General features: G+C 62.4%; 23 protein-coding genes and 1 pseudogene. 15 read left to right on the top strand and 9 right to left on the bottom strand.

Features of this window, described 5'->3' with window-relative positions; all coding sequences use genetic code 11:
• Positions 1-36 precede the first annotated feature (36 nt).
• Positions 37-954, bottom strand: coding sequence for an HD-GYP domain-containing protein (locus AC07VG_RS07405; protein ID WP_495020752.1), 918 nt, complete (start codon positions 952-954; stop codon positions 37-39).
• Between the two features lie 134 nt (positions 955-1088).
• On the opposite strand from AC07VG_RS07405, the pseudogene AC07VG_RS07400 reads away from it, so the two are divergent.
• Both AC07VG_RS07400 and AC07VG_RS07395 read left to right on the top strand, forming a co-directional pair.
• Positions 1089-2237, top strand: a pseudogene (locus tag AC07VG_RS07400) (methyl-accepting chemotaxis protein); the annotation flags it as partial.
• Entirely contained in the window at positions 2211-3092 is an 882-nt protein-coding gene (locus tag AC07VG_RS07395; protein ID WP_495020902.1) for a methyl-accepting chemotaxis protein, read from the top strand. The pseudogene AC07VG_RS07400 and the gene AC07VG_RS07395, both read left to right, overlap by 27 nt.
• Before the next feature lie 3 nt (positions 3093-3095).
• Here the strand turns inward: AC07VG_RS07395 and AC07VG_RS07390 are convergent, their stop codons facing one another.
• Both AC07VG_RS07390 and AC07VG_RS07385 read right to left on the bottom strand, forming a co-directional pair.
• The gene (locus AC07VG_RS07390; protein ID WP_017124556.1) at positions 3096-3470 is read right to left on the bottom strand and encodes a YajD family HNH nuclease; all 375 of its coding nucleotides are present in this window, start codon (positions 3468-3470) and stop codon (positions 3096-3098) included.
• Between the two features lie 50 nt (positions 3471-3520).
• The gene (locus AC07VG_RS07385) at positions 3521-4207 is read right to left on the bottom strand and encodes a spermidine synthase (protein ID WP_494999671.1); all 687 of its coding nucleotides are present in this window, start codon (positions 4205-4207) and stop codon (positions 3521-3523) included.
• 82 nt (positions 4208-4289) lie between these two features.
• Here AC07VG_RS07385 and AC07VG_RS07380 point away from each other — a divergent pair, with 82 nt between their 5' ends.
• Positions 4290-4571, top strand: coding sequence for a hypothetical protein (locus AC07VG_RS07380; RefSeq protein ID WP_494999672.1), 282 nt, complete (start codon positions 4290-4292; stop codon positions 4569-4571).
• On the opposite strand, the gene AC07VG_RS07375 is transcribed toward AC07VG_RS07380, so the two are convergent.
• Both AC07VG_RS07375 and AC07VG_RS07370 read right to left on the bottom strand, forming a co-directional pair.
• A complete protein-coding gene (locus AC07VG_RS07375) occupies positions 4568-5041 on the bottom strand; it encodes a cyclic nucleotide-binding domain-containing protein (RefSeq protein WP_495020751.1) in 474 nt (157 codons plus the stop codon). The two genes, AC07VG_RS07380 and AC07VG_RS07375, sit on opposite strands and share 4 nt — an antisense overlap.
• A 91-nt stretch (positions 5042-5132) precedes the next feature.
• Positions 5133-7184, bottom strand: coding sequence for a S9 family peptidase (locus tag AC07VG_RS07370; RefSeq protein ID WP_495020750.1), 2052 nt, complete (start codon positions 7182-7184; stop codon positions 5133-5135).
• A gap of 20 nt (positions 7185-7204) precedes the next feature.
• Here AC07VG_RS07370 and AC07VG_RS07365 point away from each other — a divergent pair, with 20 nt between their 5' ends.
• Genes AC07VG_RS07365 through AC07VG_RS07355 form a run of 3 tightly spaced genes read left to right on the top strand, consistent with a single transcriptional unit; the run spans position 7205 to position 9131 of the window.
• Positions 7205-7777 carry an MFS transporter gene (locus tag AC07VG_RS07365; protein WP_494999876.1) on the top strand — a complete coding sequence of 191 codons (573 nt, stop codon included), beginning with the start codon at positions 7205-7207 and terminating at the stop codon, positions 7775-7777.
• A gap of 32 nt (positions 7778-7809) precedes the next feature.
• A complete protein-coding gene (locus AC07VG_RS07360) occupies positions 7810-8586 on the top strand; it encodes a class II glutamine amidotransferase (RefSeq protein WP_494999675.1) in 777 nt (258 codons plus the stop codon).
• A gap of 11 nt (positions 8587-8597) precedes the next feature.
• Entirely contained in the window at positions 8598-9131 is a 534-nt protein-coding gene (locus AC07VG_RS07355; RefSeq protein WP_494999676.1) for a DUF2937 family protein, read from the top strand.
• Here the strand turns inward: AC07VG_RS07355 and AC07VG_RS07350 are convergent.
• On the bottom strand, positions 9125-10057 hold the full coding sequence (locus tag AC07VG_RS07350) for a LysR family transcriptional regulator (RefSeq protein ID WP_494999677.1): 933 nt from the start codon (positions 10055-10057) through the stop codon (positions 9125-9127). The genes AC07VG_RS07355 and AC07VG_RS07350 overlap by 7 nt on opposite strands.
• A gap of 157 nt (positions 10058-10214) precedes the next feature.
• Here AC07VG_RS07350 and AC07VG_RS07345 point away from each other — a divergent pair, with 157 nt between their 5' ends.
• The 4 genes from AC07VG_RS07345 to AC07VG_RS07330 all read left to right on the top strand — a co-directional run bounded on the left by AC07VG_RS07345 (position 10215) and on the right by AC07VG_RS07330 (position 13932).
• Entirely contained in the window at positions 10215-11501 is a 1287-nt protein-coding gene (locus tag AC07VG_RS07345) for an MFS transporter (protein ID WP_494999678.1), read from the top strand.
• A gap of 63 nt (positions 11502-11564) precedes the next feature.
• Positions 11565-12317 carry a 5-oxoprolinase subunit PxpA gene (locus tag AC07VG_RS07340; protein ID WP_494999679.1) on the top strand — a complete coding sequence of 251 codons (753 nt, stop codon included), beginning with the start codon at positions 11565-11567 and terminating at the stop codon, positions 12315-12317.
• On the top strand, positions 12314-13018 hold the full coding sequence (locus AC07VG_RS07335) for a 5-oxoprolinase subunit B family protein (protein WP_495020749.1): 705 nt from the start codon (positions 12314-12316) through the stop codon (positions 13016-13018). Before AC07VG_RS07340 ends, AC07VG_RS07335 begins: the two co-directional genes overlap by 4 nt.
• On the top strand, positions 13015-13932 hold the full coding sequence (locus AC07VG_RS07330) for a 5-oxoprolinase subunit C family protein (protein WP_494999681.1): 918 nt from the start codon (positions 13015-13017) through the stop codon (positions 13930-13932). The genes AC07VG_RS07335 and AC07VG_RS07330 overlap by 4 nt, the downstream gene beginning before the upstream one ends.
• Positions 13933-14076: 144 nt before the next feature.
• Here AC07VG_RS07330 and AC07VG_RS07325 read toward each other — a convergent pair whose 3' ends face one another.
• Together AC07VG_RS07325 and AC07VG_RS07320 are read right to left on the bottom strand one after the other, a co-directional pair.
• Positions 14077-15255 (bottom strand): vWA domain-containing protein, encoded by a 1179-nt coding sequence (locus tag AC07VG_RS07325; RefSeq protein ID WP_494999682.1) that lies wholly within the window; start codon positions 15253-15255, stop codon positions 14077-14079.
• A 35-nt stretch (positions 15256-15290) separates the two neighbouring features.
• Positions 15291-16136: an AAA family ATPase gene (locus AC07VG_RS07320; RefSeq protein ID WP_494999683.1), complete on the bottom strand. Its 846-nt coding sequence runs from the start codon at positions 16134-16136 to the stop codon at positions 15291-15293.
• 244 nt (positions 16137-16380) lie between these two features.
• Between AC07VG_RS07320 and cysK the strand changes: the two genes are divergently transcribed.
• The 3 genes from cysK to AC07VG_RS07305 all read left to right on the top strand — a co-directional run bounded on the left by cysK (position 16381) and on the right by AC07VG_RS07305 (position 19804).
• A complete protein-coding gene (gene cysK, locus AC07VG_RS07315) occupies positions 16381-17352 on the top strand; it encodes a cysteine synthase A (protein WP_494999684.1) in 972 nt (323 codons plus the stop codon).
• Positions 17353-17653: 301 nt separating this feature from the next.
• Entirely contained in the window at positions 17654-18592 is a 939-nt protein-coding gene (locus AC07VG_RS07310) for an aspartyl/asparaginyl beta-hydroxylase domain-containing protein (RefSeq protein WP_494999685.1), read from the top strand.
• A gap of 348 nt (positions 18593-18940) precedes the next feature.
• Positions 18941-19804, top strand: a complete 864-nt coding sequence (locus AC07VG_RS07305) for a DMT family transporter (protein WP_495020748.1) — start codon at positions 18941-18943, stop codon at positions 19802-19804.
• 166 nt (positions 19805-19970) lie between these two features.
• On the opposite strand, the gene AC07VG_RS07300 is transcribed toward AC07VG_RS07305, so the two are convergent.
• Entirely contained in the window at positions 19971-20882 is a 912-nt protein-coding gene (locus AC07VG_RS07300; protein WP_494999687.1) for a DMT family transporter, read from the bottom strand.
• A gap of 142 nt (positions 20883-21024) precedes the next feature.
• Between AC07VG_RS07300 and aceK the strand changes: the two genes are divergently transcribed.
• Both aceK and hrpA read left to right on the top strand, forming a co-directional pair.
• A complete protein-coding gene (aceK, locus tag AC07VG_RS07295) occupies positions 21025-22746 on the top strand; it encodes a bifunctional isocitrate dehydrogenase kinase/phosphatase (protein WP_494999688.1) in 1722 nt (573 codons plus the stop codon).
• A gap of 96 nt (positions 22747-22842) precedes the next feature.
• Positions 22843-26754, top strand: a complete 3912-nt coding sequence (gene hrpA / locus AC07VG_RS07290) for an ATP-dependent RNA helicase HrpA (protein WP_494999689.1) — start codon at positions 22843-22845, stop codon at positions 26752-26754.
• Positions 26755-26951: the final 197 nt, after the last annotated feature.

Raw genomic sequence — 26951 nt, 5'->3', positions numbered from 1 at the left:
GTCCTGACGAGGGACGTCGCTGGATGGCTGTATGTATTAGCTGGCTCGCACCTGCAGGACCTGGGCGAATTGGCGCTGCACCAGGCGCTCGATCAACTCGACATCGGCCTCGGGGCTGAGGTCTTTTGCGCTGCCGGCGGCGCCGGTGGCTTGCAGTTCCAGCGGGCTGTCCGGCGCCTTCTGCTGCAGCAGATAGTCGGCGCCGCAATTGCCGCAGAACACATGATCGCCCGCGCGGTGCGCGCGCTTGAGTACCACCGTCGGCCCGCACATACCGCAATGCCGCAAGGGAATGCCCTGGTCGGTATGGCCGATGATCGGGCTCAAGACCCCCGACTCCCCCAGTTGGATAAACAAGGCGCCGAAGTGCGCGTCGAACTGGGTTCCCAGGTTCTTGCCGATGATCTGCAGTGCCTGCGCCTGTGGCATGCCCGCACGATAAGGGCGGGTGCTGGTCATGGCATCAAAGGCATCGCAAATGCCGACGATGCTCGCCAGGTGCGAAATCTCACCGGCCTTGAGCCCCAGGGGATAACCCCGACCATCGGGCATCTCGTGGTGCTGGCGCACGGCGTCCTCCACCAGCGCGGCCAGCGGGTGGGCATGCAGCAACCGAAAACCGATGTCGGGGTGGGTCTTGATCACGGCGTACTCCTCGTCGCTCAAGGGCCCGGCCTTGCGCAGCACCGCGTCGGGAATGCCGACCTTGCCCAGGTCATGGACAAAGCCGCCCAGGGCAATCCGTGCCACTTCCTCCACCGCGAAGCCGGCCTTCTGCGCCAGCAACTCGCAGAACTGCGCCACCCGCCACAGATGCCCGCCGGTGTAGGGATCCCGTGCCTCTACCACCCAGGCCATCACCAGCAGGCTCGACAGCAGTTCCTGCTCCGGGCGCGAAACCTGTGCCGGTTGACGGGCGCCCAGCAGGTTTTGAATCAATTGGTTCAGCTTCATCGATGGCGTTCTCGGTACAGGAAGAAGGAGGGGGCGCACACACTGGCACTTTGCCTTGTTGAGAAGGTATAGGGCTTTAAATTACAGCTGTTGGAAAAAATCTTGACCTTGTGTTTTAGATCGATCGATTTAGAATGCCAGTCATCTCAACGTGCCTCAAGGCTTTTGGCGCATTGCCTCGGCCGGCTGACGGCCTCACAGGAGAGTTCGTTATGGTCGCCGACTGGTTGATGGGCGCTTCGGTACGTCGCAAGTTGACGCTGGGGTTTGGCATCGTGCTGCTGCTCACGGCGCTGTTGAGCGGCATCGCCTGGTACAGCATCGGGCAACTGACGATGCGCAGCGAAGCGCTGGTGGACAGTGTCTCGCTGGACACGCAGATCGCCGCCGTGCGCTTGCAGGAAAACGAATTCGATCGCACCGGGCAAAGCGCGGCGGTCGACGCCTATGCCGGGCAGATGCAGGCGTTGTATGCCGGTGTCGACAAGCTGCAGATGAGTCTGGACACCGACGCACAGACGACCCTCGTGCGTATCCGCGAGGTGGCCCGGGCTTATCAACAGAGTTTTGCCGAGTTTGTCGCGGCCCGGCGCCAGGCCCGGGATGCGGAAAAGGCCATGGTGCCGGTGATGGAGAATATCGCCGAGCAGCTGACGCGGTTGCGTACTCAACTCTTCCAGCAAATGCGCAGCGATCCGGCGGTCAGCATTGATCAGGCACAGTCGGTCGCCGAGCTGCAATGGCTGATGGCGCAATTGCGCGATCAGGTGCGTTTGTATATCGCCGATCCCCAGCCCGAGGCGCAGTTGCGCGTTTCGCAGATGGCCGACCGGATTCGCGTGCAGGGCAACGACTTGTACGGGCAACTGCCGGGTGACGCCTTGCAGACGCCGTTGCTCGGAGCGTTGCAGGCGGCGGTGACCTACCAGGATCGGGTCGTGGACTTTCGCGACAGCGTGCTCAAGAGCCAGCAGGCGAAGCAGGCAATGCTGGCGCAGGCGGGGGACTTGCAGCAACTGAGTGCGGCGGTCTACCAACTGCAACTGCAAGGGCGTGGTCATGATGTGCGGATGGCCCGTGGCGAGTTGTTGCTGGCGGGAGGGCTGGCGCTGTTGTTGGGCTTGCTGTCGGCCTGGGCCATGACCCGGCAGATCGTTCCGCCGCTCAAGCGGACCTTGACCCTGGCCCGGCAGATCGCTTCGGGCGACCTGACCGGTAACCTGGAAAGCCATCGGCGTGACGAACTGGGGCAGATGATGACCGCCATGCGGGAAATGGCCGGGCATCTGCGTCAACTGATCGGCAGCATCGGCGATGGCACGCGTCAACTGACCCTGGCGGCCGAAGGTTTATCGACGGTCACGGCCCACAGCAGTGCGGGAGTCTCGCAACAGCGCCAGCAGACCGAAGAGGTCGCCGGCGCCATGGCCGAGATGGTCGACAGCGCCCAGCATATCGCCCGTAATGCCCAGCAGGCCTCGGAGGCGGCACAGGCGGCCGAGCAGCGCAGTGTCGAGGGCAACCGCGTGGTGACCCGGGCGATCGAGCACTTTGAAGCCCTGGTACTCAATGTCGATCGCTCCGCCCTGGCGATGGAGCGTCTGCGTGAAGATGGCGAACGGATCGGCGGGGTGTTCGGGGTGATTCGCGAGGTGGCGGAACAGACCAATCTACTGGCCCTTAACGCGGCCATCGAAGCGGCGCGTGCCGGCGAAGCAGGGCGCGGCTTTGCGGTGGTGGCCGATGAAGTGCGCGCGCTGGCCCAGCGCACCCAGCGCTCCACCGAGGAAATCGAGGGGCTGATCGCGGCCCTGCATGGCGGCACCGAGCAGGCCACGGCGATCATGCGCCAGAGCCAGGACATGAGCCTGTCCAGTGTGGCCCTGGCACGCGAGGCCGGCGGTGTGCTCAGCGAAATTCGTCAGTCGGCGTCGTTGATCCAGTCGATGAATTCGCAGATTGCCACGGCGGCCGACCAGCAAACCCGCGCTTGCGAACAGATCAGCGGCAATCTGGCGCGCGTGCGCGATATTGCCGACGAGTCGGCGCAGTCGAGTGCGCGCACAGCATCGGCGAGTCTGGAGCTATCGCGCCTGGGCGGCGATCTGAACGTGCTGGTCCAGCGATTCACGGTGTAGCCGTTACTCGTCTTTTTTCATCAACCCAGCCAGCGCCGCGAACGGGTTGTGGGTGGCCTTGGCGATCTTCGGGCTGCTCAGGGAACTGTCACCGAAGTATTGCTGGTCGGTGTAGCGCGAGTGCTCGTTGTCATGGCAGAACAGGCACAGCAGTTCCCAGTTGGAACCGTCCTGTGGGTTGTTGTCATGGTTGTGGTCGCGGTGATGCACGGTGAGCTCGCTCAGGCGCTTGCCGGAAAACTCCCGGGCGCAGCGACCGCAGACGTGCGGGTACATTTTCAGCGCCTTGTCACGATAGCCCATCTCTTTATCGCGTTTCGCGTCGGCCAGGATACGGTCCAGCTTGGCGGTATGGGAGGGAGGGTTGGCCGAACTCATGGGGTCACCTTGTCGAATGGGTTATTGACGGTTATGTGGCAAAGTCTAGCTCAGTTCTTGAGCTTCTCGGCGATCCAGATGGTGTGGCGCGTGCCCTTGTTGCCGTGGGCGTAGACCTGGACTTCCTCGGCCTTGAAGCCGGCCTTGCGCAGCTTGTCGGAGAAATGGCTGTCGGCACTGGCCGACCACACCGCCAGCACGCCCTTGGGCCGCAGAGCCTTGGCGCAGGCGCTCAGGCCGCCGGTTGAGTAGAGCCAGCTGTTGGCTTTCTGGGTCAGGCCTTCGGGGCCGTTGTCGACATCGAGCATGATCGCATCGAAGCCGTTGGGCTCGGCTTGCAGGACCTTGGCCACGTCTTCCAGGCGAATCAGCGTGCGCGGGTCATCCAGTGGTCGGCCGGCTTTTTCCCCCAGCGCGCCGCGGTTCCATTCGACGACGCCCGGTACCAGTTCGGCGACCACCACCTCGGCGGTCTTGCCCAGGTGCTTGAGGGCCGCGGCCAGGGTGAAGCCCATCCCGAGGCCACCGATCAGCACCCGCGATTGCGGCCGCCCGGCGACTTTGCGGCAGGGGATTTCCGCCAGGGCATCCTCGGAGCCGTGCATGCGGGTGTTCATCAACTGCCCGCCGTCACCGCCCTGGATCTTGATCACGAAGTCTTCGCCATACTCGAACAGGCACAGGGCACCGCCGTTTTCGGGAATCGGAGTGGTGTCCAGCAGAACGAAACGTTTCATGGAAATCTCATTGGGAGGGGCAAAATAGCCGCGTTGCGAGTAGCCTGATGGCAGACAGAGAAGTCTGGCAACGGAGCCATTGATGAAACGCGCTATTGTAGCGGTCATTGCCTTGACCGCGCTCACCATTACCACGGTACGGGCCGAGGATCTCTCGCCGGTACCGCTCACGCCGAAACCGGGAGCGCCGAGCACGGCCACCCCCACGCCGTCCCCGCAGATCACCCCGCGCACGCCGCCCAAGCCTGGCGAGCCGCTGCCGAGCATCGAATTGCCGCAGCCACCCAAGGACCAGACCCTGCCGGGCCCGGAGCAGAACGACAAGACCGACAAAGCCGATAAGGCGAAGGAAACCTCCAGCTAGATCTGTTGCGAGAGCAGTTGGCCGTCCGCCATGCGCAGTCGCTTGGACAGCGCAATGGCGATGGCGCGAATGATCTTGGCGGCGATCTTTGGCGCATCGTTGAGCATCTTTTCCAGGGAATCCTTGCCCAGGTTCAGCAACTGGCAATCGCTGGCGGCCACGCAACTGGCCGAGCGCCGCTCGCCATCGAGCACCGCCATCTCGCCGAAGGCCCGGCCGGCGCGCAAGGTGGCGATCACCACCGCTTGACCCTCGGCGTTGCTCTTCTGCACGTTCACGCTGCCGTGATGAATGATGCACATGAAGGTCCCGGCATCCCCCTCGTTGAAGATGGCTGCGCCTTTGGCAACGCTGCTGATGCTGAAGTAGCCGGCAGCGGCGAGGAAATCCGCTGGCAGCAAGCTGGCGAACAAACCGCAGTCCATCAGCATGTCGCGGATTTCGTTATTCAGTAAGGTCGGTTCTGACATGGCTCACGGTCTTTCCTTGTTGCCTGTTGTTCTGTGCGGACATTGAAGCCCGGCGGCCCAGAGTTAAGACAAGGGCGCCGGGCAGAGTTCCTCAGACCAGGTCGAGAACCTTGAACACGAAGGCGTATTCGAGGGCTACGTCACGTAATCCCTGGTAACGACCGCTCATGCCGCCATGGCCGGCACCCAGTTCGGTCTTGAGCAAGAGTAGATGCTCGTCGGTTTTCGTGGCGCGCAGTTTCGCCACCCACTTGGCCGCCTCCCAGTACTGCACGCGACTGTCGTTGTAGCCGGCGATCACCAGGGTCGCCGGGTAGGCCTGGGCGCGGACGTTTTCATACGGTGCGTAGGCCTTGATCCGCGCGTACACCTCGGGCTCCTCGGGGTTGCCCCATTCGTCGTATTCGGTGACGGTCAGCGGCAGGTCGGGGTCGAGCATGGTGTTCAGTACGTCGACGAACGGCACTTCGGCGATGGCGACCTGGAACAGTTCCGGGCGCTGGTTGAGCACGGCACCGATCAATAGGCCGCCGGCACTGCCGCCGCTGATAGCCAGTTGCTTGGACGTGGTCAGACCCTCGGCGATCAGGTGCTCGGCGCAGGCGATAAAGTCGTCGAAGCTGTTCTGCTTGTGCGCCTGCTTGCCGGCGCGGTACCAGGCTTCGCCCAGTTCGCCACCGCCACGCACATGGGCGATGGCGAAGGCCATGCCGCGCTCCAGCAGGCTCAGGCGGGCGTGGGAGAACCACGGATCGAGGCTTTCGCCGTAGGCGCCGTAGCCGTAGAGATAGAGCGGCGTGGCCTGGCCCTGCAGTTCGCGCTTGACCACCAGGCTGATGGGCACTCGCGTGCCGTCCGCGGCCGTGGCCCAGAGCCGCTGGCTGACGTAGGCATCGGGGTCGAAGTCGCCCAGCACCGGGGTTTGCTTGAGCACGCTCTGCTCACCGCTGGCCAGAGTCAACTGGCGGATCTGGGCCGGACGATTGAGTGCTTCGTAGCGCAGACGGATGGTCTGGCTGGTGAACTCCAGGCTGTCCTGCACGTAGAGGCTGTAGGCGGCATCCGGCAGTTGCACGCGATAGCTCGGCAGGCCCTGGGGGCGCACTTCGATGATCGGCAGGCCACCTTCACGCAGGCTCAGGCACAGGGCCGAGGCGTTCAGGGTCAGGCCTTCGAGCATCACCTGATCGTCGTGGGGCACCAGCAATTGCCAGTCGCCGCGACTCGGTACGCCGTGGTCCGGGACGTGAAACAGGGCGAAGTTGATGCCGTCCTGGTTGCTGCGGATAAACCAGCTCCACTGCGCCTGGTACTGGCCGTGGTCGACGAAGTACTCGTGGCCTTCGACCCGTGGCGCCAGGCAGGTAAAGGCCTGGGCCGGGGTATCGGCATCCAGGGCCCAGGCTTCGCTGGTGGTCTTGCTGTTGAGCAGTACCACCAATTGGCGTTCGGAACTGCTGCGGTAGCAGTGCAGGAAGAAACGTCCGTCGGCTTCGTGCAGGACTTCCTCGGCGGCGTTGTCGCCGAGGCGATGGCGGTACAGCTTGTGGGGGCGATGGGTGTCGTCCAGTTCGGCGAAAAACAGCGTCTGGCTGTCGTTGGCCCAGGTCATGCTGCCGTCGCAGTCGTCGAACGGCAGCTCGCTGACCGCGCCACTGTCGAGCTCCTTGATGTACAGGCGATAGACCTCTTCGCCGCTGGTGTCGAGGCTGTAGGCCAGGCGCTGGTGATCCGGGCTGATGCTGAAGGCCCCGAGGGAGAAGAAGCCGCCGTCGGCCAGCATGTTGGGGTCGAGCAACAGGGCTTCGGCGCTTTCGTCCACCGTCAGACTGTCATCGGCCGGACGCGGGCAGCGGTAGTGCCGCGGGTATTCGTCGCCGGCGGTGGTGCGGGTGTAATACAGGAACGGTCCCCAGGGCGAGGGCAGGGACAGGTCGGTTTCGAGAATCCGTGCCTTGATCTCCTCGAACAGGCTTTCGCGCAGCTTGCCTTGCCCGGCCAGTTGCGCCTCCTGGTAGCTGTTTTCGGCCTTGAGGTAGTCGAGCACGGCATCGCTGTCGCGTTCCTGCAACCAGGCGTAAGGGTCCGCGCCCGCGTCGTGGCGGGCAATCGGGGCGCTGTTGACGCGGTTATCGAGGGGCATGGGCAACTCTCTGTGGGCGGATCGCTGACGGCGGGGCAGCCGGACCGGCGAAAAGCCGTTATCATAAGCATCTATTTGCCAGCCTTGCCATGGACACCATGACCGAGAACGACTATCTGATCGCCTGGGGCTGCTACGCCTTCGCCGCCTTGGGCTGCTTGTTGGTGTGGTTTCGCCTGACCCGCTGGATCTGGCGCTGGCTGCGCGAGCCGCTGCGCGTGGTGATGGCGGTGCTGCTGTTCAGCCCGACCATTATCGACCCGGTGAAGGGAAAATTCGCCCCGGCGGTGGCCATTACGGCCCTGGACCTGATGTTCAAGGTCGGCAACAACGCCTGGCGCGCGGTTTCCGATCTGTTCATGTACCTGATGATCGCCGTGGGCGTCTATCTGCTCTTCGCGTTGATCCGCTGGCCCATCGAACGCTCCATCAAGGCCCGTCGTCCGCAGTCCGTAGCGGCCGGCACCGCCCCGGCGGCCGAGCCCGAGGAGGAGGACGATCAACCGTTCACCGCGGCCGAGCGCAACGAGCGTTATGGCCGTCAGCCGCCGACCGGTGGCAATGGCCGTTCACGGGTCGAGCCGCGTCTGTAACCGCGTCCCTGCATTGAAGCGAGAGTCCGAGCATGTGTGAATTGTTGGGCATGAGCGCCAATGTACCGACCGATATCGTTTTCAGCTTTACCGGCCTGATGCAGCGTGGGGGGCGTACCGGCCCCCATCGTGACGGCTGGGGCATCGCGTTCTACGAAGGCCGTGGTTTGCGCCTGTTCCAGGACCCGGCGGCGAGCTGCGAGTCCGAGGTCGCGCAGCTGGTGCAGCGTTACCCGATCAAGAGCGAAGTGGTGATCGGGCATATCCGTCAGGCCAATGTCGGCAAGGTCTGCTTGTCCAATACCCATCCCTTTGTCCGTGAGCTGTGGGGGCGCAACTGGTGTTTCGCGCATAACGGCCAGTTGGCGGATTTCCGGCCGCCGACCGGCTTTTACCGTCCGGTGGGCGATACCGACAGCGAAGCGGCGTTCTGCGACCTGCTCAACCGCGTGCGCCAGGCCTTTCCCGAACCGGTGGACATCGAGGCGTTGCTGCCGTCCCTGGTCCAGGCCTGTGCCGAGTACCGGGGCAAGGGCGTGTTCAACGGCCTGCTCAGCGATGGCGACTGGCTGTTCTGCTATTGCTCGACCAAGTTGGCGCAGATCACCCGACGCGCGCCGTTCGGCCCGGCACGCTTGAAGGATGTCGATGTGATCGTCGACTTCCAGGCCGAAACCACGCCCAATGACGTGGTGACGGTGATCGCCACCGAGCCTTTGACTGAAAACGAAACCTGGACCCGCTACGAACCGGGCCAATGGAGCCTGTGGCGGCGCGGCGAATGCGTCAGCCAGGGCCAGACCGAATAAGGAAGTCCGTTATGTGGTTGAGTTACCTGCGGCTGATTCTGTTTACCCTGGGTCTGTTGATCGGCGTCCAGGTGCCGGGCTTTATCAACGACTACGCCAAGCGGGTCGAAGCGCACCTGATTGAGGCGCAGGCCGGCCTGCAGGGCTTCCAGAAAACCGCCGAGCAGTTCTTCAACGGCGACCTGCAGGCCTTGGTGGCGCATTACCGCGCCAGTGACGATCCGGTGTTTCGCAGCGATGCCGACAGCCTCGGCACCTTGCTCAACCGCCAGCGTCTGCTGGATGACCAGTTTCAGGCGATGCAAGGCCCCTGGTACAAGCGGGCGTTGCAGGTGGCGTATGCGGCCGATCCGGCGATCCGTCAGGAAACCTTGCAGGGCTACACCTACCAGGTCCTGCTGTCGCCCGAGGCGATCGGCTGGGCGATGGGCGCGGCGCTGCTGTTCTCGTTCGTGATCGAAGGCTTCTTCCGCCTGGTGGACTGGGTGGTGCTGGGTGGCAAGCGCCAGCGCGAACGCCTGGCCCGGCGCGAACGGGGTTATTGACCGGGGAGGGTGGGCTTGCTCAGGACCACATACTCCTCGCCCAGCTTGTCCGCATAGCTGCGCAATACCTCCTGGCACAGCGCGACAATCTCCTCCACCAGCTCCACGCCGACCCGCCAGGACACCACCACTTCCAGGTTCGGCGGGCGTACGTCGAGGGCCAGCAAGGTCAACTCGCCGCGCATCAACTCTTCCCTGACCAACACCGACGGCAGGGCGCCGATACCGAAGCCGTCGCGCAGCAGCCGGGTAATCGCCGACACCGAGTTGACGCAGTTCAGCCGCGGCGTCGGGACGCCATGGACTTGCATCAGACCGAGAATTTCCTGGTGCGGCCGCGAGTTTTTCGAGAAGGTCACGATGCGCTCCCGGGCAATCTCGGCCAGGCTTGCGTATTCACGGTTATAGATCGAGTTGCTGGCCACCACCCAGCCCATCGGGTGGCTGATCAGCTTCAGGCTGCGAATCGATTCCTGGCGCAGCAGGTCGGTTTGCAGCACCAGATCGAGAAAGCCTTTTTGCAGCTGATCGCAGAGGTTCAGCGCGGTATCCGCCACCAGCTCGATTTCCACCAGCGGAAAACGGTCCGACATCTGCGCCACCAGCGGGCTGAGCCAAGTATGGATGACCGTGTCCATCACACCGATGCGCAGGCGCCCGACCTTGGTCGAACTGATTTCGATGGCATGCTTGAGGGCCTGCATGGTGTCCATCATCTGCTCGGCATAGTCGAGCACCTTGAGTCCTTCGGGGGTCAGGCTGACGCCGCGCGAATCGCGCAGGAACAACTTCACCCCGAGCTCGCCTTCAAGCACCGCGATACGACTGGAAATGGACGCCTGAGTGGTGAAGAGCTTGTCCGCCGTCAGGCGAAAACTTTTCAATCGTGCTACCCAGACGAAGGTTTCGAGAAATTTGAGGTTCATGCAATCAACTTTTTCTTATGCCAGGGCAGGACTTTAATTAGTTGGACGCAGAGGGCACGGTCAACCAAAAATGGCCTTCGACCGGTCAGGCACGCTAAGCCTAAGCCCCGCTGGTCGCCAGAACAATACCAATAAGCTTTATGCGGAGATTTCCCCCATGACTACGCCCGGCTCGCTGGATGTCACCCACGCCGAGGGCCCACCCGGGCCGTTTACCTGGTATCGCAACCTCGATCAGCAGGAGCGTCGTACGTTCTGGAGTTGCAAGATCGGTTATGGCCTGGATGGCATGGACACCCAGATGCTCAGTTTCGTCATTCCGACGCTGATCGCCCTCTGGGGCCTCACCACCGGTCAGGCCGGGCTGATTTCCACCAGCACCCTGATTGCCTCGGCCCTTGGCGGCTGGATTGCCGGGATTCTCTCCGACCGCATCGGCCGGGTACGGACCCTGCAACTGACGGTGCTCTGGTTCGCCGTGTTCACCTTCCTCTGCGGCTTCGCCCAGAACTACCACCAATTGCTGGTGGCCCGGACCTTGATGGGCTTCGGTTTCGGTGGCGAGTGGACCGCCGGCGCGGTGTTGATGGGCGAGGTGATCCGCGCCAAGGACCGCGGCAAGGCGGTCGGCATGGTGCAGTCGGGTTGGGCCCTGGGCTGGGGGCTGACGGCGATCCTCTATGCATTGCTGTTTTCGCTGTTGCCGCCGGAAGACGCCTGGCGCGCGCTGTTCGTGTTGGGCATCGTGCCCGCGATCTTTGTGATTTTCGTTCGCCGCCTGGTCAAGGACCCCGAGGTCTATCGCCAGGCCAAGAGCCAGGAAGCGCCGAGCAACCCGGCGCACTTCTACGAGATTTTTGCCCCGGGCATGCTCAGCACCACTTTGCGGGCCTCCTTGCTGACCACGGGTGCGCTGGGCGGTTACTACGCGATCACCGCCTGGTTGCCGACCTATCTGAAGACCGAGCGCGGCTTGAGCGTGCTCGGCACTGGCGGTTACCTGGCGATGGTTATCGCGGGTTCCTACATCGGTTACGTGATCAGCGCCTACCTGACCGATCTGCTGGGGCGCAAGAAGAACTTCATTCTGTTCGCCGTCGGCTCTTTCATCATTGTGCTGTTGTACACCCAGCTGCAGGTCAGCAACGAGGTCATGCTCTGGCTGGGCTTGCCCCTGGGCTTTTTCGCCTCGGGGATTTTCAGCGGCATGGGCGCGTTTCTCACCGAGCTGTTTCCCACGCGCATTCGTGGTTCCGGCCAGGGTTTCTGCTACAACATCGGCCGGGCCCTGGCGGCGTTTTTTCCGCTGCTGATCGGCCTGCTCAGCCAGAAAGTTTCCCTGAGCCTGGGGATTGGCGCTTTTGCCGCTGTGTCCTACGGCGTGGTGATCCTCGCGGCCCTGAGCCTGCCGGAAACCCGTGGCAAGGCACTCGAAGCGCAGTAATCTGTGGGTACTTGCGACAAGTCCCACATTAAGAAAAGTTAAAAGCCCACAGGAGCAACCACCGTGAGCCGCTTGTTATTGAATTGCGATATCGGCGAAAGCTATGGCAACTGGACCATGGGTCTGGATGCGCAGGTCATGCCGTTTATCGATTGCGCCAATGTGGCCTGCGGTTATCACGCGGGCGATCCGAGCATCATGCGCAAGACGGTGACCTTGGCCCTGGCCAACGACGTGCGTATCGGGGCCCATCCGGCCTATCCCGATCTGGTGGGTTTCGGTCGCCGCTCCATGGCCTGCACCCCCCAGGAAATCCAGGACCTGCTGCATTACCAGATCGGCGCGCTGGACGGTATCTGCCGGGCGCAAGGTGCCCGGGTGAGTTACGTCAAGCCGCACGGCGCAATGTACAACGACATGATGGCCAACCCCGAGCAACTGCGGGCGGTGATCCAGGCGCTTGCCGCCTATGACCGGGAACTGCCGTTGATGCTGCTGGCCATGCGCGACAACAGCGCGGCCCAGGCCCTGGGTGATGAGTACGGCGTTGAGCTGTGGTTCGAAGCGTTTGCCGACCGCGCCTACGACAGCGCGGGGCGCCTGGTGTCGCGCCAGTTGCCCGGTGCCGTGCATCACGAGCCTGCGCTGATCGTCGAACAGGCACTGACCATTGCCCGTGGTGACAACCTTATCGCCAGTGATGGCAGCGCGCTGCGCCTGCAGGCCAATACCCTGTGCGTGCACGGCGACAACGCCAGTTCGGTGGCTGCGGTGCAGCGTATCCGAGAGGCCCTGGACCGGCAGTCCGCCGTATGAAGCCACGGATCGAAGTGGTCGGGATCGACTGTCTGATGGTGCGGCTGTTCGAGGTGATCGCCGAGGAAAACATGCCCTGGATGCTTGCCGCCGGCGAGCGTTTGCGAGCTGGGTTTGCCGGGCACCTGATCGACCTGGTGCCGTCCTATACCACCTTGATGGTGCATTACGACCTGCTGGCGTTGAGTCCTTCCCAGGCCCGGGAGCTGATTGCCGAGGCCTTGACCGACCTGGCGCCGAGCAGCGGTGCTGGCGGCCAATGTCATGTGTTGCCGGTGTGGTACGACCCGAGTGTCGGTCCGGAGTTGGGCTTGTTGGCCGAGCGCGGCGGTTGGTCGGTCAGCGAGGTGATCCGCTGTCACAGCGAGCGCGAGTACCAGGTGTTTGCCCTGGGCTTCGCCCCGGGGTTCGCCTTTATGGGATTGGTCGACGAACGGCTGGCCGCACCACGTATCAGTACCCCGCGCAAGCGGGTGGCGGCGGGGAGCGTGGGGATTGCCGAGCGCCAGACCGCGGCTTACCCGGTGGTTTCCCCGGGGGGGTGGAACCTGATCGGACGGACACCGAGCAAGTTGTTCGACCGTGAGCGCGACGGCTATAGCTTGATGCAGCCGGGCGATACGGTGCGTTTTGCCGCGATCGACCACGCTGAATTCATTACGTTGGGCGGCGATGACACGCCGCTGGAGGGCTTGGCATGAGCCATCTGTCGATCGAGGCGAGTACGCCTCTGTGCCTGTTGCAGGATGCGGGGCGGTTCGGCGTGCGTCATCTGGGCGTGACTCAGGGCGGCGCGCTGGATTGGGTATCGATGTTCTGGGCCAACCATTTGCTGGGTAATGCGCCGGATGCTGTCGTGGTGGAGGTGACTCTCGGCGGGTTGACGCTGATGGCTGAAGAGGATTGCTGCCTGGCTCTGACCGGCGCCGATCTGGGGGCGCGGGTGGATGGTCAGGCGCTGGCGCCCTGGTGCAGTTTTGTCTTGAGGAAGGGCCAGCGCCTGCAATTGACGCAGCCGCTGTCGGGGGCGCGGGCTTATCTGGCGGCGCCGGGCGGTTTTATCGCGCCTAAAGTCCTTGGCAGTGCCGCCTGTGTGGTCCGCGAGGAGCTCGGTGGACTGGATGGTATGGGACGGCCTTTGGCCAAGGGTGGGCGGCTGGAATATCGCGGGGAGGCGTCGACGCCCAGAGGTTTGTCAGGTGCGCAGGTGCCGGATTTCAGCACCAGTGCGCCGTTGCAGGTGGTGCTTGGGGCGCAGATCGGTGAGTTCAGCGGGCAAAGTCTGTTCGATGCGTTCAACAGTGTCTGGACCCTGGACAGCCGTGCGGATCGCATGGGGATTCGGCTGTTGGGGCCGGCGTTGAAGTACCAGGGTGAGCCGATGATTTCCGAGGGCATTCCCCTGGGGGCGATCCAGGTACCGCCGGACGGCCAGCCGATCGTGTTGCTCAACGACCGGCAGACCATTGGCGGTTATCCACGCCTGGGGGCACTGACGCCATTGTCGCTGGCCCGCTTGGCGCAATGCCTGCCGGGGACCCCGGTCAGGCTGGCGCCGGTAGCGCAGGAGGCGGCGCATCGGCAGCAGGTCGAGTTCATGCGCAGGTTCGCCTGACACCGCTCCCCCTGTAGGAGCGAGCTTGCTCGCGATTGTCGTTAACGATGACGCGGGGCACCTGATACCCCGCGGTACCTGGGCTATCATCGCGAGCAAGCTCGCTCCTACAGTGGGGCATGCGTCGGTCCAGCCGACACCGTTCTACTTGGATAAAAACCGCATCCCTTCCTCCAACCCACGCAACGTCAGCGGATACATCTGGTCCTCGACCAGATCGCGAACAATCCCGGTCGACGCGGTGTAGTTCCAGGTGTCCTTCGGATATGGGTTGATCCAGATCAGCTTCTTGTACTTGGCCATGAAGCGCTGCATCCACACATAACCGGCTTCTTCGTTCCAGTGCTCGACACTGCCGCCGGCCTGGGTGATTTCATACGGCGCCATGGCTGCATCGCCGACGAAAATCACTTTGTAGTCGGCCCCGTACTTGTTCAGCAGATCCTGGGTCGAGGTGCGTTCCGAGCCCCGGCGCAGGTTGTTCTTCCACATCGACTCATAGATGAAGTTGTGGAAGTAGAAGTACTCCAGGTGCTTGAACTCGGTCTTGCAGGCCGAGAACAGCTCCTCGCAGATCTTCACGTGGGCGTCCATCGAGCCGCCGATGTCGAACAACAGCAGCAATTTGATGGTGTTGCGCCGCTCCGGGCGCATTTGGATATTCAGCAGGCCGGCATCGCGAGCGGTGTGGTCGATGGTGCCGTCTATATCCAGCTCTTCCGCCGCGCCCTGGCGCGCGAACTTGCGCAGGCGGCGCAAGGCCACCTTGATGTTGCGCGTACCCAGTTCGACCTGGTCGTCGAGGTTCTTGTACTCGCGCTGGTCCCAGACCTTGACCGCCTTGCCCTGGCGCTTGCCGGCATCGCCAACGCGAATGCCCTCAGGATTGAAGCCGCCCGAGCCGAACGGGCTGGTGCCGCCGGTGCCAATCCATTTGTTACCGCCAGCGTGACGCTCCTTCTGTTCTTCCAGGCGTTTCTTGAACTCTTCGATCAGCTTGTCGAGGCCACCGAGGGACTGGATCTGCGCGCGCTCCTCGGCGCTCAGCGAACGCTCGAACTCCTTGCGCAGCCAGTCCTCGGGAATCAGCGCCTGAAGGTGCTCGTCGAGTTTTTCCAGGCCATTGAAATAAGCGCCGAAAGCCCGGTCGAATTTGTCGAAATGCCGCTCGTCCTTCACCAGGATCGCCCGGGCGAGGTAGTAGAACTCGTCCATGTCGGCGAAGGTCACGCGTTGTTTCAGCGCGTTGATCAGGTCGAGCAGCTCGCGCACCGACACCGGTACCTTGGCGGCGCGCATTTCATTGAACAGGTTGAGCAGCATGGCAATTGCCCCCGCTTTTGTTAAAAAAAGCGTGCTTAACGGCTGCCGCGACGGCTCATGAACGCCAGGCGCTCAAGCAGTTGAACATCTTGTTCGTTCTTCACCAGGGCGCCGGCCAGGGGCGGAATGGCCTTGGTCGGATCGCGCTCGCGCAGTACCGCTTCGCCGATATTGTCGGCCATCAGCAGTTTCAGCCAGTCCACCAGTTCCGAGGTCGAGGGTTTTTTCTTCAGCCCCGGAACCTTGCGCACGTCGAAGAACACGTCGAGGGCTTCGCTGACCAGGTCCTTCTTGATGTTCGGGTAGTGCACATCGACGATCTTTTGCAGGGTGACGCGGTCCGGGAAGGCGATGTAGTGGAAGAAGCAGCGACGCAGGAAGGCGTCCGGCAGCTCTTTCTCATTGTTGGAGGTAATGATGATGATCGGGCGTTTCTTCGCCTTGATGGTTTCATCGATCTCGTAGACGTAGAACTCCATCTTGTCGAGTTCTTGCAGCAGGTCGTTGGGGAACTCGATATCGGCCTTGTCGATTTCGTCGATCAGCAGGATCACCCGCTCGTCGGATTCGAAGGCTTCCCAGAGTTTGCCCTTTTTCAGGTAGTTGCGAACGTCGTGGACCTTCTCGTTGCCCAGCTGCGAGTCGCGCAGGCGGCTGACCGCGTCGTACTCGTAGAGACCCTGGTGGGCCTTGGTGGTGGATTTGATGTGCCAGGTGATCAGCTGGGCGCCAAAGGATTCGGCCAGTTGCTCGGCCAGCATGGTCTTGCCGGTGCCGGGTTCGCCCTTGACCAGCAGCGGACGCTCCAGGGTGATGGCGGCATTCACGGCCAGCTTCAGGTCATCGGTGGCAACGTAGGCCTGGGTGCCTTCGAACTTCATCTGCAATTCCTCGGACGATAACGCCGGCCGGTTTGAGGGCGGGCGGAAAAAAATCATGCCTGACTATAACGCGGCGCCCGGTCGAGTGTGAACGCAGACGGCTTATTCAGTCTCTGAATGGGGCGTCAGATCCTGACCCGGTCCGTCGCGGGCCATCAGCCGGCCGTTTGTCATGACTGGACGCCTGCAACCCTGAGGCATAACCTTGAAGATTCCCGTCAACGCTGCATAAAAGGACCCCGTCATGAGCCGTATTTTTGCAGACAACGCGCACTCCATCGGTAACACGCCGCTGGTTCAGATCAATCGTATCGCGCCCCGTGGCGTAACGATTCTGGCCAAGATCGAAGGGCGTAACCCTGGGTACTCGGTGAAATGCCGGATTGGCGCCAACATGATCTGGGACGCCGAAGGCAGCGGCAAGCTCAAGCCGGGCATGACCATCGTCGAACCGACCTCCGGCAACACCGGCATCGGCCTGGCCTTTGTGGCGGCCGCCCGGGGCTACAAGCTGCTGCTGACCATGCCCTCTTCCATGAGCCTGGAGCGGCGCAAGGTGCTTAAAGCACTGGGCGCGGAGCTGGTGTTGACCGAACCGGCCAAGGGCATGAAAGGCGCCATCGAAAAGGCCACGGAGATTGTCGCCAGCGATCCGGCCCTTTACTTCATGCCGGCGCAGTTCGAGAACCCGGCCAACCCGGCCATTCATGAAAAGACCACCGGCCCGGAAATCTGGAACGATACCGACGGCGCGGTGGACGTACTGGTGGCCGGCGTCGGCACGGGCGGGACCATTACCGGGGTTTCGCGCTATATCAAGCTGACCAAGCACAAGCCGATCCTCTCGGTGGCGGTGGAGCCGGCCACTTCACCGGTCATCAGCCAGACCCTGGCCGGGGTCGAGGTCAAGCCCAGCCCGCACAAGATCCAGGGCATCGGTGCCGGTTTCGTGCCGAAGAACCTCGATCTGACCATGGTCGACCGGGTGGAACTGGTCACCGACGAAGAATCCAAGGCCATGGCCCTGCGGCTGATGCAGGAAGAGGGGATTCTCAGCGGGATTTCCTGCGGCGCCGCCATGGCGGTTGCCGTGCGACTGGCGCAGACTGCGGAAATGCAGGGCAAGACTATCGTCGTGGTGTTGCCGGACTCCGGTGAGCGTTATCTGTCGAGCATGTTGTTCAGCGACTTGTTCAGCGAACAGGAGCTTTTGTAGGCGCAAGCTTGCTCGCGATGCAGGCGATGCGGTGTTTCAGATCGACCGCGTTAATGCTCATCGCGAGCAATCGAGCGTCGACCGGCTGCTCCCACGGAGTTCGAGATCCGCTGACCTGGATCAGCTACCGTTCAGGCGTTTCTTGTTAAACAGAGGCTTTATTGCCGCATCGGTAACGCTGAATCTGTGACGTCATGGGTTTTTCCCGGCGCCGGTAATGTTTATCATTGTCGGCTGCCACGTCGGGTGAGTCGAGCGCTACAGGCGCACCCGCGCGTTGCCCATTTTCGAGGAGTGTTGAATGAGCTTTTCCTTTGCCGCCAAGGCCGCAGTCCTGCTGCTGTTCCTGGGCAGTACGCTTTACGTGCATCTGCGCGGCAAGGCGCGCTTGCCGCTGCTGCGCCAGTTCGTCAACCATTCCGCCGCGTTCGCGCCGTACAACGCCTTGATGTACCTGTTTTCCAGCGTACCGTCCAAGCCTTATCTGGACCGCAGCAAGTTTCCCGAGCTGGATGTGCTCAAGGACAACTGGGAAGTGATCCGCGAAGAAGCCATGCATCTGTTTGATGAGGGCTATATCCGCGCCGCCGAAAAGAACAACGATGCCGGTTTCGGTTCGTTCTTCAAGAAAGGCTGGAAGCGTTTCTACCTCAAGTGGTACGACAAGGCGCTGCCATCGGCCGAGTTGCTCTGCCCGAAAACCGTGGAGCTGGTGAACGCGATCCCCAACGTCAAAGGCGCGATGTTCGCCCTGTTGCCCGGCGGCAGTCACCTCAACCCGCACCGTGACCCGTTTGCCGGCTCCCTGCGTTATCACCTGGGCCTGTCGACGCCGAACTCCGACGACTGCCGGATTTTCGTCGATGGCCAGGTCTACGCCTGGCGCGACGGTGAAGACGTGATGTTCGATGAAACCTATGTGCACTGGGTCAAGAATGAAACCGAGCAGACCCGCGTCATTCTGTTCTGCGATATCGAGCGCCCGTTGAGCAGCCGCTTGATGACCGCGGTCAACCGCCGGGTCAGCGCCTTCCTCGGTCGTGCCACGGCACCGCAGAACCTCGATGACGAGCGGGTCGGCGGGATCAACCAGGCCTATGCCTGGAGCAAGCGTTTCAGTGACCGCATCAGCGGTGTGGTCAAGCGCTTCAAGCGCGCCAATCCCAAGGCCTATCGCGTCATGCGTCCCGTGCTGGCGGTGGTGGTGTTCGCTGCCCTCGGTTATTGGTTGTTCGGCTAACCTGTTGCAATGGCAGCCGAGCGCTGGTTATAGTCGGCGCTCGGTGTTTCAATCGATTCACCTTCCTCAGCAAAAGATCAGCCCATGCCGGTTTCCTTTGTCAATGCGGTAGTCGATTCAGCGGTCAACGCTGTGGTCGTGCCGTGTGGGAACCAACAGCCCGCGCAGATCAGTCATTACCCCCCACCTGTCAGTAGCACGCCGGTGTACGCAGTCGTATCACCGCCGGGTGTTGGCTTTTTGGGCTGATCGGCAGCATTTGCCGTTCCCCTGTGCCCGCCTGAAAAAAACTACTGAATGTTCAGCCTTGCGCTGAATCGGCTTTTGCCTGAATCACGGGTGGTATCCATGTTGGCTTTTTCCAAACAATCCGCAACCGCGGCGGCCTCGACGAGTCTGTTTGTTCTGCTCTGGAGTAGCGGGGCGATTTTCTCCAAATGGGGGCTGGCCCACGCCTCGCCGTTCGCTTTCCTGTTGATCCGTTTTTCCATCGCCCTGCTGGGGCTGGTGTTGTTGGTCCCGCTGTTCAAACTCAAGTTGCCGCGCAGGGGCAAGCCGCTGCTCTATGCGGCGGCGACCGGGATGGTGTTGCTGGGGGCCTATCAGATTTTCTATCTGCTGGCCCTGGACCTGAAGGTTACGCCCGGGGTCATGGCAACGATCATGGGGGTGCAACCGATCCTCACGGCGGTGCTGATGGAGCGTCGCCGTTCCTGGAGTCGGATGTTCGGCCTGGGACTGGGATTGGCCGGGCTGATCCTGGTGGTTTACCAGGGGATCGGTCTGGCCGGCATGTCCCTGGCCGGGATGCTGTTCGGTCTGCTGGCCCTGGCCAGCATGACCTTGGGCTCGATCATGCAGAAGCGCATCACCGATAACCCTTTGGGCACGCTGCCGGTGCAGTATCTGGCCGGGCTGTTGCTGTGCGGGGTTTTCGTGCCGTTCCAGCCGTTCCACTTCGAAACCGGCAGCGGCTTTATCCTGCCAGTGCTGTGGATGGGGCTGGTGGTCTCGGTGCTGGCGACCTTGTTGCTGTATCGACTGATTGCCCGGGGTAACCTGGTCAATGTCACCAGCCTGTTCTATCTGGTGCCGGCGGTGACGGCGGTGATGGATTACCTGATCTTCGGCAACCGCCTGGCGCTGCTGAGCATGCTCGGGATGGGGCTGATTATCGTCGGGTTGGTGTTTGTGTTCCGCAGGGCTGGCTAAACGCCGCTAATGGGTGCGGTGGCCGGATGCTGCTGCGCCGGTTCCTGCCCTTTCGCGGGCAAGCTCCGCTCCCACAGTGTCCGTGTCTGACCGAGAATTTGCGGCGTGACGCGATCCTGTGGGAGCGGAGCTTGCCCGCGAAGGGGACCTGGAGATCGTCAGATGACTAGCGCTCAGCCCCACTGGCCGCCTTCAACGCCGCCCCGGGCTTCAACACCAGCCACAACGCCAGCGCAATCAACACCCCACCATACACATGAGCCATCGACAGCGGCTCATCGAGAAACAGCGCGCCCCACAACACCCCGAACGCCGGAATCATAAAGGTCACGGTCATCGACCTGACCGGGCCGATATCGCTGATCAGCTTGAAATACATGATGTAGGCAAACGCCGTACACACCAGGCCCAGGCCCAGCAGCGACAGCCACACGCTCATCCCGCCCCAGCTCGCCGGCGGATGGGCGATGGCGCTGTAACCGAAGAACGGCAAGATCACCAAGGTCGCGCCAAACATGCTGCCCATGGCCGAAAGCCGTGGATCGAGGCCACCTTGATGGTCGAGCCAGCGGCGGGTGAGGAACCCGGCGAAGCCGTAACTGGTGGTTGCCAGCAGGCACGCCGCGGCGCCCATCAGCAATTCCAGGTTGAAGGTCACCGGGCCCGCACGGGTCAGTACCGCCACGCCGAACAATCCGAGGAAAATTCCGAGCAGCTTGTTCAGGCTCAGTTTTTCATGGAAGAACAAGCCGCCGATCAGCACGCCCATTAGCGGTGTGGTGGCGTTAAAAATCGAGGAATAGCCGGCCGGCAGCACTTGCGCCGCGACCGAGTACAGCGTCGCCGGCAGCCCGGAGTTGATCACGCCGAGCATCAGGCAGACCTTGAACTTGCCTTTGAAGTCCCAATTGACCCGCATCAGCGTGAGGATCACCAGCAGTCCGACAGCAGCAATCGAGACACGGAAAAAGGCGGTGGGAAAGGCGCCGAGCACCGGAGCAATGATTCGCATAAACAGGAAACTGGCGCCCCAGACAGCGGCCAGCATGAACATGCGCAGAATATCGACGGGTCTCACGGTGGCTTCCTTGGCAGGGTTGGGCGGGCAAGTGTCACCGCATGTAACTGGCAAGGCAATGGTTGCGTTGCCCGAGGGTTGGCCTCTAAGCTCAAGCGCGTCGCGAGAGAACAATTTCGAACAATAGCGCAGGGGTTCCACTATGCCGCAGCCATGGCCGGCCGCTGATATCGCCCACATGATCCTCGATGGCTTCGACGATTACCGCGAGCACTTTCGCCAGATCACCGACGGTGCCCGCAGCCGTTTCGAAGGCGCCCGCTGGCAGGAAGCGCAGGTGGCTTCGGCGGCGCGCATCAGCCTGTACGAAGAGAAGGTGGGCGAGGTCAATGCGCGGCTACGCGCCGGCTTCGATGAAAGTACCTTGCTCGATGTCACGCTCTGGCCCCTGGTGAAAAGCGCCTATATCAGCCTGATCGACCTGCGTTTCGACGATGAGCTGGCGGAGACCTGGTACAACTCGACCTTTTGCGGGTTGTTCAGCCACGACCTGATCAGCGACGGTTGCATGTTTATCCACACCACCCGGCCCTCGCTGCATCGGGCGCGGGCGGCGCAGACCCGGACCTACCGGCCCCAGGGCGAATTGTCGGGCATGCTCGAACAGATTTTCGCCGACTACCGCTTCAGCGAGGCCTATGCTGATTTGCCGGGTGACCTGCGGCGCCTGGAAGCGCAGCTCCGGGAAAACCTGCCGGACTGGGTGTGCAAGGATCCTGAACTGAGCGTCGAACTGTTCTCCTCTGTGCTCTATCGCAACAAGGGCGCCTACCTGGTGGGGCGCATCTACACCCATGATGAACAATGGCCGTTGGTGATTCCGGTGCTGCACCGTGAAGGGCGTGGTATCCAGATCGATGCGTTGATCACCGACGAAGCCGAGGTGTCGATCATCTTTTCCTTCACCCGTTCCTATTTCATGGTGGATGTGCCGGTGCCGGCGGAGTTTGTCGGCTTTCTCAAGCGTATCCTGCCAGGCAAGCATATTGCCGAGCTGTACACCTCGATTGGTTTCTACAAGCACGGCAAGTCGGAGTTCTACCGGGCGCTGATCAATCACCTGGCCAACACCGACGACCGCTTCATCATGGCCCCGGGCGTGCGCGGCATGGTCATGAGCGTGTTTACCCTGCCGGGCTTCAACACCGTGTTCAAGATCATCAAGGACCGCTTCTCGCCGTCGAAGAACGTCGACCGCGCCACGGTGATCGAGAAGTACCGCCTGGTGAAAAGCGTCGACCGGGTCGGGCGCATGGCCGATACCCAGGAGTTCGCCGATTTCCGCTTTCCCCTGAGCAAGTTCGAGCCGGCGTGCCTGGAGGAATTGCTCGAGGTGGCCGCGTCCACGGTGCAGGTCGAAGGTGACACGGTGTTGATCCGCCACTGCTGGACCGAACGGCGCATGACCCCGCTGAACCTCTATCTGGAAAACGCCAATGCCGCCCAGGTTCGCGAGGCGCTGGAGGATTATGGCCTGGCGATCAAGCAGCTGGCCGCGGCGAATATCTTTCCCGGCGACATGCTGCTGAAGAACTTCGGCGTGACCCGCCATGGCCGCGTGGTGTTCTACGACTACGACGAGATCTGCTTTCTCACCGAAGCCAACTTCCGGCATATTCCCGCGCCGCGCACGCCCGAGGATGAGATGGCCTCGGAGCCCTGGTACTCCATCGGGCCGCTGGACGTGTTCCCCGAGGAGTTCCCGCCCTTCCTGTTCGCCGACATGGCGCAACGCCGGCTGTTCGACCAATTGCATGGTGAGTTGTACAACGCCGACTACTGGAAAAGCCTGCAAGAGGCGATTCGGGCGGGCAAGGTGATCGATGTGTTTCCGTACCGGCGCAAGGACTGGGATAACGAATAAGCCGTCGGGAGTGTTCGGGAACGCAGTTGGCATCATTTTTCAGCGCAAATCTGCGACAATCCGCGCCTGCCTAAATAGACGACCTTTGCGTACCTGATGACTGACGAATCGCCCGCTATCGACCAGCTGCTGAAAAACCTCGACCAGGCCATGATTGCCGACCGCCACCGGTTGCGGCGGCAGTTGCTTGAGTTGCGCAAAAAGCCCGACGAAAGCAAGTTGGCCCAGTGGGTCGAGCGGATGCAGGCGTCCTGTGCCCAGGTCGCGGCCCGCGCCAAGAGCGTGCCGTTGATTCGTTATGACGACAGCCTGCCGATCGCCGCCAAGCGCGACGAGATCAAGGAGGCGTTGCTCAAGCACCAGGTGCTGATCATCGCCGGCGAAACCGGTTCGGGTAAAACCACCCAGTTGCCGAAGATCTGCCTGGAAATCGGCCGTGGCCAGCATGGCCTGATCGGTCACACCCAGCCACGCCGGATCGCTGCGCGCAGTGTCGCGAGCCGGGTTGCCGACGAGTTGGCCACTCCCCTCGGTGCACTGGTTGGCTATCAGGTGCGCTTCGAGGACCAGAGCGAGGCCAATACCCTGGTCAAGCTGATGACCGACGGTATCCTCCTGGCGGAAACCCAGAACGACCGCTACCTGGAACGCTACGACACGATCATCGTCGACGAAGCCCACGAGCGCAGCCTGAACATCGATTTCCTGCTCGGCTACCTGAAAACCCTGTTGCCCCGGCGCCCGGACCTGAAGGTCATCATCACCTCGGCGACCATCGACCTGGAGCGGTTTTCCAAACACTTCAACGATGCGCCGATTGTCGAAGTGTCCGGACGGACCTTTCCGGTGGACACCTGGTATCGCCCACTGACCTCGCAACAGGATGAAGAGGGCAACAGCGTCGAGGAAGACCTGAGCGTGGATCAGGCGATTATCGCCACGCTCGACGAGATCGCCGCGTTCGAGCGTAGCGAGCGCAAGAGCCCAGGGGATGTGCTGGTGTTTCTGCCCGGCGAGCGGGAAATTCGCGATGCCGCGGACATGCTGCGCAAGGCCCAGCTCAAGCACACCGAAATTCTTCCTTTATATGCACGGCTGTCGCCGGCCGAGCAGCAGCGGATTTTCCAGTCCCATCCGGGGCGGCGCGTGGTGCTGGCGACCAACGTCGCGGAAACTTCGCTGACCGTACCGGGGATCCGCTACGTGATCGACAGCGGCACGGCGCGGATCAGCCGCTACAGCTACCGCGCCAAGGTCCAGCGCCTGCCGATCGAAGCGGTATCCCAGGCCAGCGCCAACCAGCGCAAGGGCCGTTGTGGGCGGGTCGAGCCGGGTATCTGCATCCGTCTGTACAGTGAGGACGACTTCAATGGCCGTCCGGAATTTACCGACCCGGAGATCCTGCGCACCAACCTCGCGGCGGTGATCCTGCAGATGCTGCACCTGCGGCTCGGCGAAATCACTGCGTTTCCGTTTATCGAGCCGCCGGATGGCAAGGCCATCAGCGACGGTTTCAACCTGTTGCAGGAACTCTCGGCGGTCAATCGCGAGAACCAGCTGACACCCTTGGGCCGGCAACTGGCGCGCCTGCCGGTGGACCCGCGCATGGGCCGCATGTTGCTGGAGGCGGCCACCCTCGGCAGTCTGCAGGAAGTACTGATCGTCGCCAGCGCCATGTCGGTGCAGGATCCGCGTGAACGTCCGCCGGAGCGCCAGCAGGCCGCCGACCAGGCCCACGCACAGTGGAAGGACGTGGATTCGGATTTTGCCGGGTTGATCAATGTCTGGCGTGGTTTCGAGGAGCAGCGCCAGGCCCTGGGCGCCAGTGCGTTGCGCAACTGGTGCCGGAAGAACTTCCTCAATTACCTGCGGATGCGCGAGTGGCGTGATTCTCACCGGCAATTGGGCCTGATCTGCCGCGACCTGCAGTTGAGCGTCAACAAGGAGCCGGCGGACTATCCCAAGCTGCACAAGGCGGTATTGTCCGGGCTGCTCAGTCAGATCGGCCAGAAGACCGAAGACGGCGACTACCTGGGGGCACGTCAGCGGCGTTTCTGGGTCCACCCGTCTTCGGGCCTGGGGCGCAAGCGGCCACAATGGTTGATGGCCGCCGAACTGGTGGAAACCACCAAGCTCTATGCGCGGATGGTCGCCAAGATCGAGCCGGACTGGATCGAACCCCTGGCCGGGCACCTGATCAAGAAAAACCACTTCGAGCCGCATTGGGAGAAGAAGCGTGGCCAGGTGGTGGCCTTCGAGCAGATCACCCTGTTCGGCCTGATCGTGGTCGGCCGCCGTCCGGTGCACTTCGGTCCCATCGAGCCGGTCGCCTCCCGCGAGCTGTTTATCCGCGAGGGGCTGGTGCGCGGCGAGATTCAGTCGAAAGCCAAGTGCCTGAGCGCCAACCAGCAATTGCTCGAACAACTCGACGAACTGGAGGCCAAGGCCCGCCGTCGCGATATCCTGGCTGACGAAGAAACCCTGTTCGCCTTCTACGACGCACGCCTGCCAGCGGAAATTCACCAGACCGCGACCTTCGACAGCTGGTACCGGGTCAACAGCCAGAAAGACCCGCAATTGTTGATTATGCGTGAAGAGGATGTGCTCGCCCGCGAAGCCAGCGAAGTCACTGCCGCGCACTATCCGGACACGCTGCATCTGGGCGACCTGGCCCTGACCTTGAGTTATCACTTCGAACCCAACCACCCGCGTGATGGCGTGACCCTGCGGGTGCCGGCGCCGCTGTTGCCGGCCCTGCCCGGCGAGCGCCTGGAGTGGTTGGTGCCGGGGGTGATCGAGGCCAAGTGCATCGCCCTGGTACGCAACCTGCCCAAGGCCTTGCGCAAGAACTTCGTACCGGTGCCGGATTTCGTCAAGGCGGCGCTGCAACGGATCGAATTTGCCGCCGGCTCGCTGCCCCAGGCGCTGGGCCGTGAGCTGCTGCGCATGACTGGTGCGCGGGTCAGTGATGAAGCCTGGGCCGAGGCGGCCCAGCAGGTGGAAAACCATCTGCGGATGAACCTGGAAATTGTCGACGCCCAGGGCAAGTTCCTCGGCGAAGGTCGTGACCTGGTCGAACTGACCGCTCGGTTTGCCGAAGCCAGCCAGGCGGCCCTGGCCGTACCGCTGACCGCGAAAAGCCAGCAGCCGGTACAGGCCAAGGAATTCGCCGCGGTGGCCCAGAGCACCCAGCAGAAGATCGCCGGGCTGTCGATGACGGTGTACCCGGCGCTGGTGGAGGAGGGCGGTACGGTCAAGGAAGGGCGTTTCTCCACGCCGGCCGAAGCCGAGTTCCAGCATCGCCGGGCGCTGCAGCGCTTGCTGGTGCAGCAGTTGGCCGAACCGGCGAAGTTCCTGCGTGGCAAGTTGCCGGGGCTGACCGAGCTGGGCTTGCTCTATCGCGAGCTGGGTCGGGTCGAGGCCCTGGTCGAAGATATCCTGCTGGCGAGTCTCGACAGTTGCGTACTGGAAGGTGAAGACAATCTGCCGCGTGATGGCGTTGGGTTGGCGTCGCTGGCTGAACGCAAGCGTGGCGCCTGGACCGAGCATGCCGAGCGCCTGGCCCGCCTGACCCTGGAGACGCTCAAGCTCTGGCACGGCCTGCAAAAACGCTTCAAGGGCAAGATCGACCTGGCCCAGGCCGTGGCACTCAATGACATCAAGCAGCAGTTGAGCCAACTGGTCTATCCCGGTTTTGTCCGGCAGACGCCGGGTGCCTGGCTCAAGGAGTTGCCGCGTTACCTCAAGGCCATCGAGTTGCGCCTGGAAAAACTGCCGGCCCAAGTGCAGAAGGACCGGGTCTGGAGCACTGAACTGGCAGGGCTTTGGGCCCAGTACCAGGCCCGCGCAGCCAAGCATGCCCAGGAAGGCAAGCGCGACCCGCAACTGGAGCTGTATCGCTGGTGGCTGGAGGAGTATCGGGTGTCGCTGTTTGCCCAGCAGTTGGGAACCAAGGCGCCGATTTCGGACAAGCGCCTGGGCAAGCAATGGAGCCAGGTCGACGCTTGACGCGCGGTTTTTTCGACCGGGTTCGCGGGAGCTCGGTTGTATTTCATTGATCTCGGCCCTAGGGGCCAAATCCCAATGTTTATGGCACACTTGACGGCTATAAATGCCGATTCCACGGTTCGAGCGCTGCTTGCCCGACCGGGTCGGAAGAAAACGACTCCAGGCCCTTTGCCGTTTTGACGGGATTGGCCCTTTTA

Source organism: Pseudomonas sp. GW821-FHT03C07, from assembly GCF_059420925.1.
This window is presented reverse-complemented; position numbering and strand designations above follow the sequence as displayed.